Below are 15,692 nucleotides of genomic sequence, written 5' to 3' on the forward strand. Positions count from 1 at the left end.
GAGGCGATGCCGATGCGTAAGTTGATCAACTACCAACCGCTGCCGCTGGGGCGCTTGCTGCTGGGCATTCTGCCGCTGCTGGCGCTGCTGCTGGTGTATCTGTTCGCGTCGGATGCGCGTCTCAGTCTGAATGCGGCAGACAAGCTGTTGCCAGGCTTTAACGCCATGGGCGACGCCATCAGCCGCATGGCGTTTCAGCCCAGCCCGCGCACCGGTGAATATCTGCTGTGGAGCGATACCGCAGCCAGTCTGCTGCGTTTGCTGTGCGGCGTGGCGATCAGCGCGCTATTGGCGCTGGCGCTGGGTCTGTTCACCGGCGCGCTGCCGGTGGTGCGGGCGGTGCTGGCGCCGCTGGTGACGCTGTTTGCGCTGGTGCCGCCGCTGGCGATTCTGCCGATTCTGTTTATCTGTTTTGGCCTCGGCGAAGTATCAAAAGTGGTGCTGATTGTCATTGGCATCACGCCGCTGATTACGCGGGATTTGCAGCTGCAGGTGCAGAAAATCCCGCGCGAGCAGCTGGTGAAGGCGCAGACGCTCGGCGCGCACAGCGCCCAGATTTTGTGGCGCGTGATCCTGCCGCAGCTGATGCCGCGCCTGTTGGATGCGGTGCGGTTGTCGCTGGCGTCGGCGTGGCTGTTTTTGATTGCCGCCGAAGCCATCGCCGCCACGGAAGGTCTGGGCTATCGCATCTTCCTAATGCGACGTTATCTGGCAATGGATGTGATTCTGCCGTACGTGGCGTGGATCGCGCTGCTGGCCTTCCTGCTCGACCTGTTGCTGCGGCTGATTAGCCGTCGCTGCTGGCCGTGGTATCACGCGAAATAAGGGGCGAGCGATGCCGTTACTGCAACTGAAAAATCTTGAGAAACATTACGGCCAGCAAGTGGTGCTGGAGCGCCTCAATATCGAGGTCGAAGAGGGCGAGTTTGTGGCGATTGTCGGTGCGTCCGGCTGCGGCAAAACCACCTTCCTGAATATGCTGCTCGGCACAGAAGCGCCCAGCAAAGGCCAGCTGTTACTGGATGGCGAACCGATTCCCGACGAACCGGATGCGCATCGCGGCGTGGTGTTTCAGCGTTATTCGGTGTTTCCGCATCTGACGGTGCTGGGCAACGTGATGCTGGGCGACGAGTTCAGCAGTGCGCGTTGGCTGGGCCGCGTGTGGGGAAAGAAGCGTCAGGCGATTCGCCAGCGTGCGCAGGCCATGCTGGCGCAGGTCGGCCTTGAACATGCGCAGAATAAATATCCGCATCAGCTGTCGGGCGGCATGCAGCAGCGTCTGGCGCTGGCGCAGGCGCTGATGAAGCAGCCGCGCATTTTGCTGCTCGATGAACCTTTTGGCGCACTCGATCCCGGCATCCGCAGCGAGATGCACCAACTGATCACCCGCTTGTGGCAGCAGCATAACCTGACCATTTTCATGATCACCCACGACCTGAAAGAGGGATTTAGCCTCGCCTCGCGTCTGCTGGTGTTCGACAAGCTGCGCCACGATCCGCACGCGCCTGAAGCCTGGGGCGCGACCATCACGTACGACCTGCCGCTGGATCGCACACAGCCATCCGAACCGCTGGTCGCCTAAAGGAGATAACCATGAAGCCTTATCAAACCTTGTTGCCGAGCGGCGCGCACTGGTCATTGGTGATGCGCAGCGGTAGCGCGCTGACCCTCACCGATGTGGAAGGTGGCGCCAACGTCGGCCTGCTGTTTTACAACCCGGAAAACCTGCTGGAGCGCTATAACGCGCCCGACACCTTGAAGTGCCAGCACACTTTCCGCCTCACCGCTGGCCATTGTCTCTATTCAGATATGGGGCGCATTTTCTGCGGCATTGAACACGACAGCTTCGGCTGGCACGAAAGCGTGTGCGGCACGCTGAATGCCGAACAAACCGCCGCGCGTTTTGGTGCCAGCACGTATCAGCAGGCGCGCAACCTGCGCCATCAAAACGGCTACGACAGCTTTCTCGTCGAGCTGGCGAAATATGGCCTCGGCCAGCGCGATATGGCGTCCTGCCTCAACCTGTTTGCGCAGGTGCGCGCCGACGATAACGGCACTTTGCAGCTGGAACGTCAGGGTGCGGCGGGTGCCAGCGTGCGTTTACGTTTCGCGATGGACACGCTGGTGCTGCTGCACACTTGCCCGCATCCGCTGAGTGCATCGCAGGATTATCCGCGCCAGTCGGTGCAGATCGAACTGGATGCGCAGCGCGCGCCGCTGCCCGAAATCTGTCTGCAACGAGCTGAAAATCAACGCGGCTTGCGGAATAACGCGCTGTATCAACTGCAAGGAGAAATGTGATGATCACTGAAAGTCTGCTCAATCCAGCCGACGCGCGCTTACAGCAAAAAATTGATGCCGGCGATTACTGGCTACATCGCATCGAAGCCGGTCAGACGCTACGCATCACCGATTTGGAAGGCAATCAGGCCGCCGATACGCTGTTTTTCAATGCTGATGACACCGCTGAACGCTACAGCATGAGCGACACGCTGCGCGGGCAGAACAACGTGTTTCTGACTGCGGGCAGCGTACTGCGCTCCAACCTTGATCGCCCAATGTTGACCATTACCGCCGATACCTGCGGCCGTCACGACACACTTGGCGGCGCCTGCTCGTGCGAGAGCAATACGGTGCGTTATGACCTGGAAAAGCGCCATATGCATTCGTGCCGCGATAGCTGGATGCTGGCGGTGGCGGAAAAGCCGGAGTTTGGTCTTACGCGCCGCGACATCACCCATAACATCAACTTTTTCATGAACGTGCCGGTGACGCATGACGGCGGATTAACCTTTGCCGACGGCATTTCTGCGCCGGGCAAATATGTCGAGATGGTGGCACAAATTAACGTGCTGGTGCTGATCTCCAACTGCCCTCAGCTCAATAATCCCTGCAACGGTTACAACCCAACGCCGATTTTAGTCAGCGTGTGGTGATTCTCTGACGCAACGGGACGACCCGTTTTCTGCCGTCAATGCCACGCAGGACGACCTGCCGCAACGAGAGTATTCAGTCATGATTGATCGCGTATTAATTGCCAACCGTGGCGCGATTGCCGTGCGTATTATTCGTACCCTGCAAGCCATGAATATCCGGGCGATTGCCGTGTACGCCGAAGCCGACCGCCATGCGCGCCATGTGCGTCTGGCGGATGAAGCCTGGTCGCTCGGCGAAGGTCAGGTGCGAGACACTTATCTCAATCAGGATAAATTGCTGGCGATAGCCGCGCAGAGTGGCGCGCAGGCGCTGCATCCGGGCTACGGTTTTCTCAGTGAAAATCCAGAATTTGTCACGCGCTGCGCAGCGGCGGGCGTGCATTTTCTTGGGCCGAGCGCCGAGCAGATGGCGGCCTTTGGCCTGAAACACAGCGCGAGGGCGTTGGCCGAACAGAACAACGTGCCGCTGCTGCCGGGCAGCGGCTTACTGGCTTCGCTTGCCGAGGCGCAGCAGATGGCGGCGCAGATTGGCTATCCGGTGATGTTGAAAAGCACCGCAGGCGGCGGCGGGATTGGCATGCAGCGCTGTGACGATGCCGAACAGCTCGACGCGGCATTTACCCGCGTGAAGCGCCTGGCAGGCAACAACTTCGCCGACGATGGCGTTTTTTTAGAGAAGTTTATTGCGTGTGCGCGCCATATCGAAGTACAGATTTTTGGCGATGGCGCAGGTGAGGTGATCGCGCTCGGTGAGCGTGATTGCTCAGCGCAGCGTCGTAATCAAAAGGTGCTGGAAGAGACGCCTGCACCGGGCTTGAGCGCAGCCGTGCGCGCGCAGTTGCAGGCTACTGCCGTGCGGCTGGCGCGGGCGGTGAACTATCGCAGCGCGGGCACGGTGGAATATGTGTATGACGATGCCAGTCAGCAGTTCTGGTTTCTTGAAGTGAACACGCGCTTGCAGGTGGAGCATGGCGTCACCGAAATGGTGTATGGCGTTGATTTGGTGCGCTGGATGGTGGAACTGGCGCAGCAAAAATTGCCGCCGCTGGCTGATTTGCAGCCGGTCGCGCAAGGTCACGCCATTCAGGTACGGCTTTACGCCGAAGATCCCGCTAAGCAGTTCCAGCCCAGCGCTGGATTGCTCAGCCATGTGCAATTCCCGACTGAGATGGGAGGCGCAACGCTGCGGATCGACAGTAGCGTTGAGAGCGGCATGGAGGTTTCGCCGTTTTACGATCCGATGCTGGCGAAGGTGATTGTGCATGCTGCCGATCGCGCCAGCGCGCTCGGCAGTATGATGCAGGCGCTGCACGCCACCGAGCTGTACGGCATCGAAACCAATTTGCTGTGGCTGCGCCAGCTGTGCACGCTGCCGGACGTGCAGCAGGGACGCATCATCACCGCCACGCTCGGCACCATGCAGTGGCAGCCGCCGACGCTGGATATTCTCAGCGGCGGCACCTTAACCACGGTGCAAGATGCGCCGGGCCGCATCGGCTATTGGCACGTTGGCGTGCCGCCTTCCGGTCCGTTCGACAGCCGCGCGTTCCAGCTCGGCAATCGCCTGTTAGACAACGATGCTCAGGCCGCCGGGCTGGAGATCACTTTGCGTGGCCCGACGCTGCGCTTCAATCAGGCATGTAGTTTTGTACTGACCGGTGCGCCGATTGCTGCTCAGCTTGATCAACAAAGGTTACCGATGAATCAGCGGCTAACGGCGCAGGCCGGGCAAACGCTGACGCTTGGCGAGGTGCGCGACGGCAGCCGCAGCTATCTGCTGCTGGCCGGTGGCCTCGACACGCCGCGCTATCTGGGCAGCCGCAGCACTTTCACCCTCGGCAAATTTGGTGGTCATGCCGGACGCGCGCTGCGCGCCGGTGATGTGCTGCATCTCGCCGCGCCGCAGGTGCTGAGTGCCGCAACATTGCCTGACGAACTGCTGCCGCAACTTAACGGCTGCTGGCAGTTACGGGTGATTTACGGCCCGCATGGCGCGCCCACCTTCTTCACCGATGACGACATCGCGGAATTTTTTGCCGCTGAGTGGCAAGTGCACTACAACTCCAGCCGCACCGGCATTCGCCTGATCGGCCCCAAACCGACCTGGGCGCGCAGCGACGGCGGCGAAGCGGGCATGCATCCCTCGAATATTCATGACAATGCGTACGCCTTCGGCACAGTGGATTTTACCGGCGATATGCCGGTGATCCTCGGCCCGGATGGCCCATCTCTGGGAGGATTTGTCTGCCCGGCAACGGTGATCGAGGCGGATCTGTGGAAGCTGGGGCAGCTGAAAGCCGGCGATCGCGTGCAGTTCCAGCCGATCGAACTCGCCGCCGCCGATCAACTGGCGCAAGCGCAGCGGGACGAGATCATCAAACTGCAATCTCAACCGATTACAGTGAATGCGGCGCTGCCCTTGATTGATCCTGTGCTGCACCATCTTGCGGCATCGGATCAACGTCCTTCGCTCTCTATTCGTGCGGCGGGCGACCGCTTCCTGCTGGTGGAATATGGCGATTTGCAGCTGGATATCGCGTTGCGTTTTCGCGTGCATGCGCTGATGCAATGGCTGGAAGCGCATCCGCTACCGGGGCAACTGGAATTGACGCCTGGCATTCGCTCGCTACAAATCCATTATGACGCGCAGCTGTGTGCAAGAAATGAGCTATTGGCGCAAATATTGCACGCTGATTTAGCATTGGGTAGCCTGGCCGATGCAGCCGTGCCTTCGCGCACCGTATGGCTGCCGCTCAGCTGGGATGATGCAGCCTGCCGTGAAGCGATTGTGCGCTACGATCAATCCGTCAGACCGAATGCGCCCTGGTGCCCAAGCAATATTGAATTTATTCGCCGCATCAATGGGCTGGATAGCATTGAGTCGGTAAAAGAGATCGTATTTAGCGCCTCTTATCTGGTGATGGGATTGGGTGATGTCTATCTCGGTGCGCCGGTGGCGACGCCACTCGATCCACGCCATCGCCTGGTGACCACCAAATACAATCCGGCGCGCACCTGGACGGCGGAGAATTCGGTCGGTATCGGCGGCGCTTATATGTGCGTGTACGGCATGGAAGGGCCGGGCGGCTATCAGTTTGTTGGACGCACCATGCAGATGTGGAACCGCGATCGCCCAACAGCCGCGTTTACCAAGCCCTGGTTACTGCGCTTCTTCGATCAAATTCGTTTTTATCCGGTAGAGGCCGACGAGTTGCTGCAGATTCGTGAGCGTTTTCCGTGGGGCGATTATCCGCTGCGCGTGGAACAAGGCGAATTCCGCCTCGCCGACTATCAGGCGATGCTGACGCAGCAAGCGCAGGAGATTGATGCCTTCCAGCGGCAGCGCCAGCAGGCATTTGATGAGGAGTTGGCGCGCTGGCGTGCAGAAGGGCAGTTTACCTTCGATAGCCAGCTGCAAGCGCAGAGCAGTGAAGAGATTGTGGTGCCAGCCGGATGTCATCCCGTTGAGAGCCAGGTGGCGGGCAGCGTGTGGCAATGGCTGGTGGAGGAAGGCAGTGAAATTCGTGCGGGGGCCACGGTCGGCATACTCGAATCAATGAAGATGGAAATCCCGATCGTCGCGCCCGTCAGTGGAAAAATCCATAGTCTGACGCGACAGTCTGGGCAGCAAGTGCAGGCGGGTCAATTGCTTATGGTGATCGACCCAAAAGTGGCATAAGAAAGAATAAAAAATAATCAGGAATCTGGCAGCAAAGTCGGGGATCTGTCCCATACTTAGAAACCCGAACTATTGTTGCATTGCCCTGACATCTTTTGCAGTGCACAACAGGCTGTGTCCCGCATCGGTTTGATAATAACTATGCGAAACCGCTACGGGATACAGCCTGATCGTCCGGTTTCAGCGCCTGGTGGCGCTTACCTCTCTACTTTCACGTGCTTCATAGTGAGTTTTTAAGGAGTTCTCTATGGAATTAAAAGATCCAATGGTCGAGTTGCTCAGTAGCCTTGAGCAGATTGTTTTGACACGTGACGCTAAGCCATCCGTATCAGAAATTTCTATCAATCAGACTACAGTTCCCGAGCCGCAGCGTTTACGCGAGATGACCGGCATGCAGGTTGACGAATTTGCCCGCGTGATGGGTGTTAGCGTTTCGTCAGTTAAAAGCTGGGAGGCGCAACGTACGCGTCCTTCCGCTACGGCGCGCAAACTGATGAAGCTGTTACAAGCTAACCCGTATTTGGGGCGTCAGCTGCTGGAGTAATCCTTTTTTAGGATGCTTCAACCCGCCTAAATGGCGGGTTTTTTAATTTATGGCGCCGTACTTTGCTGCCTGTTTGACGAACCAGCTCTCTGGCACGCTGTGCGGCGGCTGCGCTAACTGCACTAATCCCTGTTTGATAGTTTGTTCGGCTTGCTGCCACAAATGGCTATCGCCCTCGCGCAGTAGCTGGATCTGGATCTGCTTTTCCACCAGATAGACGCGCGCAAAGTCGGCATCGTACTGCACGATGGCGCGAGTGTTGTCGATGATGTCGGCCAGCTTGATGGTTTGCGCCTCGGGCGAGGCATCGGCGGTATGACGGAAATGCGCCAGCTTACGTGCAGCGCGGTTTTTCGCTGCAGGCTGCGCGCTGTCGGTGAGTTGGTCCACCAGTTCCGCCACGCGCGGGCCGAAATGGCGTTCAATATCATCTAAGGTGCTGGGCGTGTCTTCGACCGTGTCATGCAGCCAGGCGGCGGCAATCATCTGTTCATCATCGGTAACGCTACGCACTAACTCGGCGACGGCCGCCGGATGCACAATGTAAGGCTCGTCAGTGTATTTGCGGCGTTGACCCGCAGCAGCATGCGCTTCAGTGGCATAACGGCGCGCTTGCTCTTCCAGTGAATCTCGCATATTTCACTCTCCCAGAGAAAAGTCGCTTGCAATTATCTAGCGCGCTATTTATATTCAAACCCATGAACACTAATCAAGATGACAAAAAAGTGAAGCAGGCGCCACTTCAGTTAGATCAGCAGCTCTGCTTTGCGCTGTATTCGGCGAATCTCGCGATGCACAAAGTCTATCGCCAGCTGCTATCCAGGCTGGAGATTACCTATCCACAATATCTGGTGATGCTGGTGCTGTGGAATCAGGACGATGTGACGGTTTCCGAGATTGGCGAGCAGCTGTTTCTTGATTCAGCAACGCTGACGCCGCTGCTGAAACGTCTGGAGAGCGCGGGATTATTGCGACGCCAGCGTTCACGCCAGGATGAGCGTCAGGTTGTGGTGACGCTGACTGATGAAGGTCGTGCGTTGCGTGAAAAAGCAGAAAGCATTCCGGAAGCCATTCAGTGTGCGACGGCCTGCGATGATCAGGCAATGGCATCACTGAAAGGTCAGTTAGACGAGTTGCGCGACAGCCTTTACCGCGCCAATTGATGTTGAGTAGGGGAAGTCGCTGTCCCGACATCCCAAAAGATGACGTTCAGGTTTGCGCATAATAAGTAGTGCGCGATTATATAGCGAATTAACGAGGTTATTATGTCTTTAGAACAAGTTGTTTATACTGCAAAAGCAAAAGCCACCGGCGGTCGTGATGGTCGTGCGACTTCTTCTGACAACGTGCTGGATGTAAAACTGGGCGTGCCAAAAGAGATGGGCGGAGCAGGCGGCGAAGTGACTAACCCAGAGCAGCTGTTTGCAGCGGGTTATTCAGCCTGTTTCCTCGGCGCGATGAAGTTTGTAGCTGGCCGCGACAAGATTGCGATGCCGAAAGATGCGTGGATTGAAGGCGAAGTGGGTATTGGCCCAATCCCGAACGGTTTTGGCATCGAAGCTAAGCTGAATATCCATCTGCCAGAGATGGACGCTGCGGAAGCGCAGAAACTGGTGGATGCGGCACACATCGTTTGCCCATACTCAAACGCAACGCGTGGCAACATCGATGTGACGCTGAACATCATCAACTAATTGATGTGGCTAGCGATACAAGGCTCCTGCGGGAGCCTTTTTTACATCTGAATTAAATTCGAACTGCTTCAATTAGAAAAATTGTCTGGTCTTACCATTGGTTAAATGTTCTACTGCTCGGCTTCGCGCCATCGCCTCTTCGCCAGTCGGAATCGTCCCGATCCTGCATCTTGCGTCACGCTTTTTCCGCGGTTTAGCGAACTCTGCTGTCTTTAAACAGTCACATAACGGTTGATACAACGACACCAGGTCGGGAATAGATATTTTCATGAATTATATTAAAAGTTTAACGCAGCAAAAGCTGTCTCTGCTGCTTGCCCTATATCTGGGCATATTATTGAATTTGCCAATATTTTATCGCCGCTTTGACGGCTTTTTAACAAAATCCAATATCTCTAATTGGCTCTCTGCTGCCGCAGAAGTCATGGCCGCCGTACTTCTTACCTTTTTCCTGATGCGCCTGCTGTCGCTGGGCGGGAAATGGGCTTACCGCATTCTCGCGACACTCACCGTGATCATTTCTGTTGCTGCCGCCTATTACATGGCGTTTTTCAACGTGGTGATTGGCTACGGCATTATTGCCTCGGTGATGACCACTGATATCGATCTCTCTAAAGAAGTGATTGGCTTGCATTTCGTGTTGTGGATGGTGCTGGTGAGTGCGCTGCCGCTGCTGCTTATCTGGCGCAATAATCTTAGCCAAACGCTGATTGAACAACTTAAAACGCCTGGGCAGCGTCTGAAGCCGATAGCCGTTATGCTGCTGAGCGTCGCGCTGGTGTGGCTGCCAATTCGCTATTTCGACAAGCTGCAGAAGGTGAATGAAGAGATCACCAACATCGATTTGCCGAGTTATGGCGGCGTGGTGGCGCACTCCTATCTGCCATCCAACTGGATCGCCGCGCTGGGCCTGTTTGCCTGGACTAAAGTCGATGAAGAGTGGGATGGCCAGGAGTTGCTCGATCCGGCGAAGAAATTTACCTACGTCGCGCCAGCGGGCATCGACGATACCTATATGGTGTTCGTGATTGGTGAAACCACGCGCTGGGATCACATGGGGATGCTTGGCTACGATCGTGATACCACGCCGAAGCTGTCGAAAGAGAAGAATCTGGTCGCGTTCCGTGGTGAATCTTGTGATACCGCCACCAAGCTGTCGCTGCGCTGCATGTTCGTGCGCGAAGGCGGCACCATGGATAATCCGGGCCGCACGCTGAAAGAACAAAACGTTTTCGCTGTATTGAAAGAACTGGGCTTTACGTCTGAGTTGTTCGCGATGCAGAGCGAAGTGTGGTTCTACGATAACGCTGACACCAATAACTTCTCGTTCCGCGAGCAGATTGGTTCAGAGAAGCGTAATCAGGGCAAAGCGGTCGACGACATGCTGTTAGTGCCGGAGTTACAGGCATCGTTACAACGCTTCCCGAAAGGCAAGCATGTGGTGATTCTGCACACCAAAGGTTCGCACTACCTTTATTCTCAGCGCTACCCGCGTGATTTCGCGCGCTATAAGCCGGAATGCATGGGCGTTGATGAGAAGTGCAGTAAAGCGCAGTTGATTAACGCCTATGACAACTCGATTTTGTATGTGGATACCATGCTGGATAGCGTGCTCGATCAGCTGCGTGATAAGAAGGCGATTGTGTTCTATGCCTCCGATCACGGTGAATCAATTAGCGAGAATATGCACTTGCATGGCACGCCGCGCGAGATGGCGCCACCGGAGCAATTCCGCGTACCGATGATGGTGTGGGCTTCTGATAAGTATCTTGAGGACCCAACTAACCGCAGCAACTTCGAACGTTTGCAGGCGCAGCAGCGCGTAGGTAAAACCCATCGCCATGTTGAGCTGTTCGATACCATTATGGGTTGCCTCGGCTACACCTCGCCAGACGGCGGAATTAAAGACGCGAATAACTGGTGTTCAGCCCCAGCGGTCACGCCTGCTAAACCGCTGTGATTTTCTGGGGTTGCTGACTTCTGCTTGCTTTCCAGGCGATCGGTTCGGTTTTCAGTAAAAGGCATTGACGCTTTTTTAGCAGCACAGTAATATGCGCCCCCATCGGCGAGTAGCGCAGCTTGGTAGCGCAACTGGTTTGGGACCAGTGGGTCGGAGGTTCGAATCCTCTCTCGCCGACCATCTTTGAAGAAACCTGCTTTTATAAGCAGGTTTTTTTTCGTCTGTAATTTGTTGGGTCTTGTGCCGATCAGGCTGAAATACAGGGCCGCTCCGTAAAGTCGCCGTGGACACATCCCTGTGGGCTCTGCCGACGCATCCATGCGTCGGAAGCTTTACTCCGCGGCCCTGCATTCCATCCTTTATTAAATTCCGCTGCGCTCTGTTTTAAAGCGAAACCCAACGTTCAGGCGATGGGAAGGCGGCTCGGTTAGCAAAGCGTCCGCCGCAGGGATGCGGCGGTCGAGGCTACAGGGACGTATTCACGCCGACTTTGCGTTCGAGCCGCCTTTCCTGAGCAACGCACCAATAATCAGCAAAACCCCTAAATTCACCCGTTCCATCTCTCAAATCAAAAATGACCACTATTATTCAGACTTTCAAGCTTGAACCCCACGCCAAATCGAACCCGCGCGCTTAATTCGCGAAACATTCTTCTTATGACCGGTTTATGCATCATGCTGATTTCTTATGCCATTTCACTAGCACATTCCGCTGCCTGAACGTCATAACGCACGAAGAATCGTTCAGATATTCAACATTTACCAATAAGTTTTGTGTGTTTTTTAACGGTGATAATCACTGTCATTTGGCTACATAGCCAGATAATCACGCGGCATTGAGCGCTTTATCACCTTTTTTAATTTTGGCTTACGCTGAGAAGGGTGTTTTTTATCGTTGCTTGCACTTACTCACACTCTGTGTAAATAACCCCACACTGTATTGACGTTCATTGCAACAGTTGACAAATTGATGCGTCAATAAAATGTAGAGAAGGACGTGTCTGACAGATTCCACGGTGCCAGCACAAAAAAATAACCGCTCACATTTTGCTTACTCTTAATTGACCTGCCCGAACCGCATAAAAAAATCAGAGGTCGGGCGACGCACACAACATCACATCACAATGGAGCAAAACATGATCAACTCCCTGGCTAAATCCAGGATGCTGAAGGTCGGTCTCAGCCTGATTGCTATGACCGTTGCCGCTGGTGTCCAGGCGAAAACCCTCGTTTATTGTTCAGAAGGTTCGCCGGAAGGCTTCAACCCGCAGCTCTTCACATCGGGCACCACTTACGACGCAAGCTCCGTACCGATCTACAACCGTTTGGTTGAGTTCAAAACCGGTACCACCGAGCTGCAGCCAGGCCTGGCAGAAAAATGGGATGTCAGCGCGGACGGTAAAACCTATACCTTCCACCTGCGTCAGGGCGTGAAGTGGCAAACCACCAAAGACTTCAAGCCAACCCGCACCTTCAATGCCGATGACGTCGTGTTCTCCTTCGAGCGCCAGCTCGACAAAAACAACAAATATCACGGTGTTTCTGGCGGCAGCTACGAATACTTCGAAGGCATGGACATGCCTAAGCTGATTGCCAAAATCGAGAAAGTTGACGATTACACCGTACGCTTCACCCTGACGCGTCCAGAAGCGCCGTTCATCGCTGACCTCGGCATGGACTTCGCCTCAATCATTTCTAAAGAATATGCCGACAACATGCTGAAAGCGGGCACGCCTGAGAAGCTGGACCTCAATCCAGTGGGTACCGGTCCGTTCGTACTGCAGCAGTATCAGAAAGACTCGCGCATTCTGTACAAAGCGAACCCAGACTTCTGGGGCACCAAGCCGAAGATTGATCGCTTAGTGTTCTCCATCACGCCAGATGCGTCTGTGCGTTATGCGAAACTGCAGAAGGGTGAGTGCCAGGTGATGCCGTATCCGAACCCGGCCGATCTCGCCAGCATGAAGAAAGACGACAAAATTAACCTGATGGAACAGCCTGGTCTGAACGTTGGTTATCTGTCGTTCAACACCGAGAAAAAACCGCTGGATAACGTGAAAGTGCGTCAGGCACTGACCATGGCGGTGAACAAACAAGCCATCATCGATGCCGTTTATCAGGGCGCTGGCCAGGCCGCGAAAAACCTGATCCCACCAACCATGTGGGGCTACAACGACGACATCAAAGATTACGCCTACGATCCTGAGAAAGCGAAAGCGCTGCTGAAAGAAGCGGGCATGGCGGATGGTTTCTCCATCGACCTGTGGGCAATGCCGGTTCAGCGTCCATACAACCCGAACGCACGCCGCATGGCGGAAATGGTTCAGGCTGACTGGGCGAAAATTGGCGTGAAAGCCAAAATCGTCACCTTCGAATGGGGCGAGTACCTGAAACGTGCGAAAGCCGGTGAGCACCAGACCGTTATGATGGGCTGGACCGGCGATAATGGGGATCCAGATAACTTCTTCGCCACGCTGTTCAGCTGTGCAGCGGCGAAAGACGGTTCTAACTACTCACGTTGGTGCTACAAGCCGTTTGAAGATCTGATTCAGCCAGCTCGTGCTGAAGCCGATCACAACAAACGTATTGAACTGTACAAACAGGCTCAGGTAGTGATGCATGACCAGGCTCCAGCGCTGATCATCGCTCACTCAACCGTATACGAGCCAGTGAGCAAGAAAGTAACAGGTTATGTGGTTGATCCATTAGGTAAACATCACTTCGAAAACGTCGATATCCAGGAATAACCTTTCGGATTATCGCGGTCAGGGCCAGCATTGCTGGCCCTCGGGCGGCACCTTCGCCGCCCGTATTCCGCTCTTTTTTTCCGGCAAATTCTAATATTGAAGCGCTTCTTGCGTCGCGTCTGCCCCTGGCGGGCTGCGAGTGTTGAGCAATGTTGTCCCCGGCGGTAACGCTGTGGGAAATGTCAGAGAACCAGGCTTATGCTGCAATTCATACTCCGACGTTTGGGCCTTGTCATCCCAACGTTCATCGGTATCACATTATTGACCTTCGCGTTTGTCCACTTAATCCCCGGCGATCCGGTACTGATCATGGCCGGCGAACGCGGTATCTCTCCTGAACGTCACGCGCAATTGATGGCGCAATTTGGCCTCGATCAGCCGATGTGGAAGCAATATCTCACCTACATCAATGGCGTCTTGCACGGTGACCTCGGCATCTCGCTGAAAAGCCGTATCCCGGTTTGGGACGAATTCGTACCACGCTTTAAAGCCACGCTGGAACTGGGCATCTGCGCCATGTTGTTCGCAGTGGCGGTCGGCATTCCCGTTGGCGTGCTGGCAGCAGTAAAACGCGGCTCGATCTTCGATCACACCGCCGTAGGTATCTCGCTCACCGGTTACTCAATGCCGATTTTCTGGTGGGGCATCATGCTGATCATGCTGGTCTCGGTGCAGTGGAACCTCACGCCGGTCTCCGGGCGCGTCAGCGACACCATCTTCCTCGACGACAGCCATCCGCTCACCGGCTTTATGCTGATTGATACGCTGTTCTGGGGCGAAGAGGGCGATTTCAAAGATGCGGTGATGCACATGATTTTGCCGGCCATCGTGCTCGGCACCATTCCGCTGGCGGTGATTGTGCGTATGACGCGCTCCTCAATGCTGGAAGTGCTGGGTGAAGATTACATCCGTACCGCGCGCGCCAAAGGCCTGACGCGTATGCGTGTGATTGTGGTGCATGCGCTGCGTAACGCCATGCTGCCGGTCGTCACCGTAATCGGTTTGCAGGTCGGTACGCTGCTGGCGGGTGCGATTCTGACCGAAACCATCTTCTCGTGGCCAGGACTTGGTCGCTGGCTGATCGAAGCGCTGCAACGCCGTGACTATCCGGTAGTGCAGGGCGGCGTGCTGCTGGTGGCGATTCTGATCATCGTGGTCAACCTGCTGGTTGATCTGTTGTACGGCGTGGTCAATCCACGTATCCGTCATAAGAAATAAGGGGGAATCATGTCTGCTGTTGATCCCGCAAGCGTAACTGCTGCACCCAAGCCGATGACCCCGTTGCAGGAATTCTGGCACTACTTCAAACGTAACAAAGGCGCGGTAATCGGCCTGGTTTACATCGTTCTGATGCTGTTGATCGCGATCTTTGCTGATGTGCTGGCACCGCACGCACCGGCCGAGCAGTTCCGCGATGCCTTGCTGCATCCGCCGGTCTGGCAGGAAGGCGGCAGCTGGAGCTACATCCTCGGTACTGATGACGTGGGCCGCGATGTGCTGTCGCGCCTGATGTACGGCGCACGCCTGTCGCTGCTGGTTGGCTGCATGGTGGTGGTGCTGTCGCTGATTCTCGGCGTGATATTTGGCCTGATGGCCGGCTACCTCGGCGGCGTGGTTGACGCCATCATCATGCGTGTGGTCGATATCATGCTGGCGCTGCCAAGCCTGCTGCTGGCATTGGTGCTGGTGGCAATTTTTGGTCCGTCGATTGTTAACGCCTCGCTGGCGATTACCTTCGTCGCCTTGCCGCACTATATCCGTCTGACGCGTGCTGCGGTGCTGGTTGAAGTGAACCGCGATTACGTCACGGCTTCGAGCGTGGCGGGCGCCGGTACGCTGCGCCAGATGTTCATCAATATTCTGCCTAACTGCCTGGCACCGCTGATCGTGCAGGCATCATTAGGTTTCTCCAACGCCATTCTCGATATGGCGGCGTTGGGCTTTCTCGGTATGGGGGCGCAGCCGCCAACGCCGGAGTGGGGCACCATGCTCTCCGACGTGTTGCAGTATGCGCAAAGTGCCTGGTGGGTGGTGACATTCCCTGGAGTGACCATTCTGCTAACGGTTCTGGCATTCAACCTCATGGGCGATGGTTTGCGTGATGCACTCGACCCGAAACTCAAGCAGTAAAGA

13 protein-coding genes and 1 tRNA gene are annotated in these 15,692 nt (G+C 55.8%); 13 read left to right on the forward strand and 1 reads right to left on the reverse strand.

What is annotated here, in order from left to right:
• The first annotated feature begins 12 nt into the window (after positions 1 to 12).
• From VIJ98_RS00505 to VIJ98_RS00530, 6 genes are all read left to right on the forward strand, one after another.
• Complete coding sequence (locus tag VIJ98_RS00505; protein ID WP_008104638.1) at positions 13 to 825, forward strand: ABC transporter permease; 813 nt, start codon at positions 13 to 15, stop codon at positions 823 to 825.
• Between the two features lie 10 nt (positions 826 to 835).
• On the forward strand, positions 836 to 1,582 hold the full coding sequence (locus tag VIJ98_RS00510) for an ABC transporter ATP-binding protein (protein ID WP_154156897.1): 747 nt from the start codon (positions 836 to 838) through the stop codon (positions 1,580 to 1,582).
• 11 nt (positions 1,583 to 1,593) lie between these two features.
• Positions 1,594 to 2,301: an urea amidolyase associated protein UAAP1 gene (locus VIJ98_RS00515; RefSeq protein WP_154156896.1), complete on the forward strand. Its 708-nt coding sequence runs from the start codon at positions 1,594 to 1,596 to the stop codon at positions 2,299 to 2,301.
• The gene (locus VIJ98_RS00520) at positions 2,301 to 2,936 is read left to right on the forward strand and encodes an urea amidolyase associated protein UAAP2 (protein WP_154156895.1); all 636 of its coding nucleotides are present in this window, start codon (positions 2,301 to 2,303) and stop codon (positions 2,934 to 2,936) included. Before VIJ98_RS00515 ends, VIJ98_RS00520 begins: the two co-directional genes overlap by 1 nt.
• A 79-nt stretch (positions 2,937 to 3,015) precedes the next feature.
• A complete protein-coding gene (gene uca / locus VIJ98_RS00525; RefSeq protein WP_323271857.1) occupies positions 3,016 to 6,615 on the forward strand; it encodes an urea carboxylase in 3,600 nt (1,199 codons plus the stop codon).
• A gap of 247 nt (positions 6,616 to 6,862) precedes the next feature.
• The gene (locus tag VIJ98_RS00530; RefSeq protein WP_008104629.1) at positions 6,863 to 7,159 is read left to right on the forward strand and encodes an HTH-type transcriptional regulator; all 297 of its coding nucleotides are present in this window, start codon (positions 6,863 to 6,865) and stop codon (positions 7,157 to 7,159) included.
• A gap of 42 nt (positions 7,160 to 7,201) precedes the next feature.
• Here VIJ98_RS00530 and VIJ98_RS00535 read toward each other — a convergent pair whose 3' ends face one another.
• Positions 7,202 to 7,795, reverse strand: a complete 594-nt coding sequence (locus VIJ98_RS00535; RefSeq protein WP_154156893.1) for an HD domain-containing protein — start codon at positions 7,793 to 7,795, stop codon at positions 7,202 to 7,204.
• Positions 7,796 to 7,857: 62 nt separating this feature from the next.
• Here VIJ98_RS00535 and VIJ98_RS00540 point away from each other — a divergent pair, with 62 nt between their 5' ends.
• From VIJ98_RS00540 to dppC, 7 genes are all read left to right on the forward strand, one after another.
• Positions 7,858 to 8,322, forward strand: a complete 465-nt coding sequence (locus tag VIJ98_RS00540; RefSeq protein WP_154156892.1) for a MarR family winged helix-turn-helix transcriptional regulator — start codon at positions 7,858 to 7,860, stop codon at positions 8,320 to 8,322.
• Positions 8,323 to 8,424: 102 nt separating this feature from the next.
• Entirely contained in the window at positions 8,425 to 8,853 is a 429-nt protein-coding gene (locus tag VIJ98_RS00545) for an organic hydroperoxide resistance protein (protein ID WP_008104621.1), read from the forward strand.
• A gap of 268 nt (positions 8,854 to 9,121) precedes the next feature.
• A complete protein-coding gene (gene eptB / locus VIJ98_RS00550) occupies positions 9,122 to 10,813 on the forward strand; it encodes a kdo(2)-lipid A phosphoethanolamine 7''-transferase (protein WP_323271858.1) in 1,692 nt (563 codons plus the stop codon).
• 103 nt (positions 10,814 to 10,916) lie between these two features.
• Positions 10,917 to 10,993 (forward strand) — tRNA-Pro (locus tag VIJ98_RS00555).
• 955 nt (positions 10,994 to 11,948) lie between these two features.
• Positions 11,949 to 13,559: a dipeptide ABC transporter periplasmic-binding protein DppA gene (dppA, locus tag VIJ98_RS00560; protein ID WP_008104616.1), complete on the forward strand. Its 1,611-nt coding sequence runs from the start codon at positions 11,949 to 11,951 to the stop codon at positions 13,557 to 13,559.
• 198 nt (positions 13,560 to 13,757) lie between these two features.
• On the forward strand, positions 13,758 to 14,777 hold the full coding sequence (gene dppB, locus VIJ98_RS00565; RefSeq protein WP_008104614.1) for a dipeptide ABC transporter permease DppB: 1,020 nt from the start codon (positions 13,758 to 13,760) through the stop codon (positions 14,775 to 14,777).
• A 9-nt stretch (positions 14,778 to 14,786) separates the two neighbouring features.
• A complete protein-coding gene (gene dppC / locus VIJ98_RS00570; protein ID WP_061719333.1) occupies positions 14,787 to 15,689 on the forward strand; it encodes a dipeptide ABC transporter permease DppC in 903 nt (300 codons plus the stop codon).
• Positions 15,690 to 15,692: the final 3 nt, after the last annotated feature.

Origin of the sequence: Pantoea sp. S18, from assembly GCF_045689705.1 — a bacterium.
Classification (GTDB): domain Bacteria; phylum Pseudomonadota; class Gammaproteobacteria; order Enterobacterales; family Enterobacteriaceae; genus Pantoea; species Pantoea symbiotica.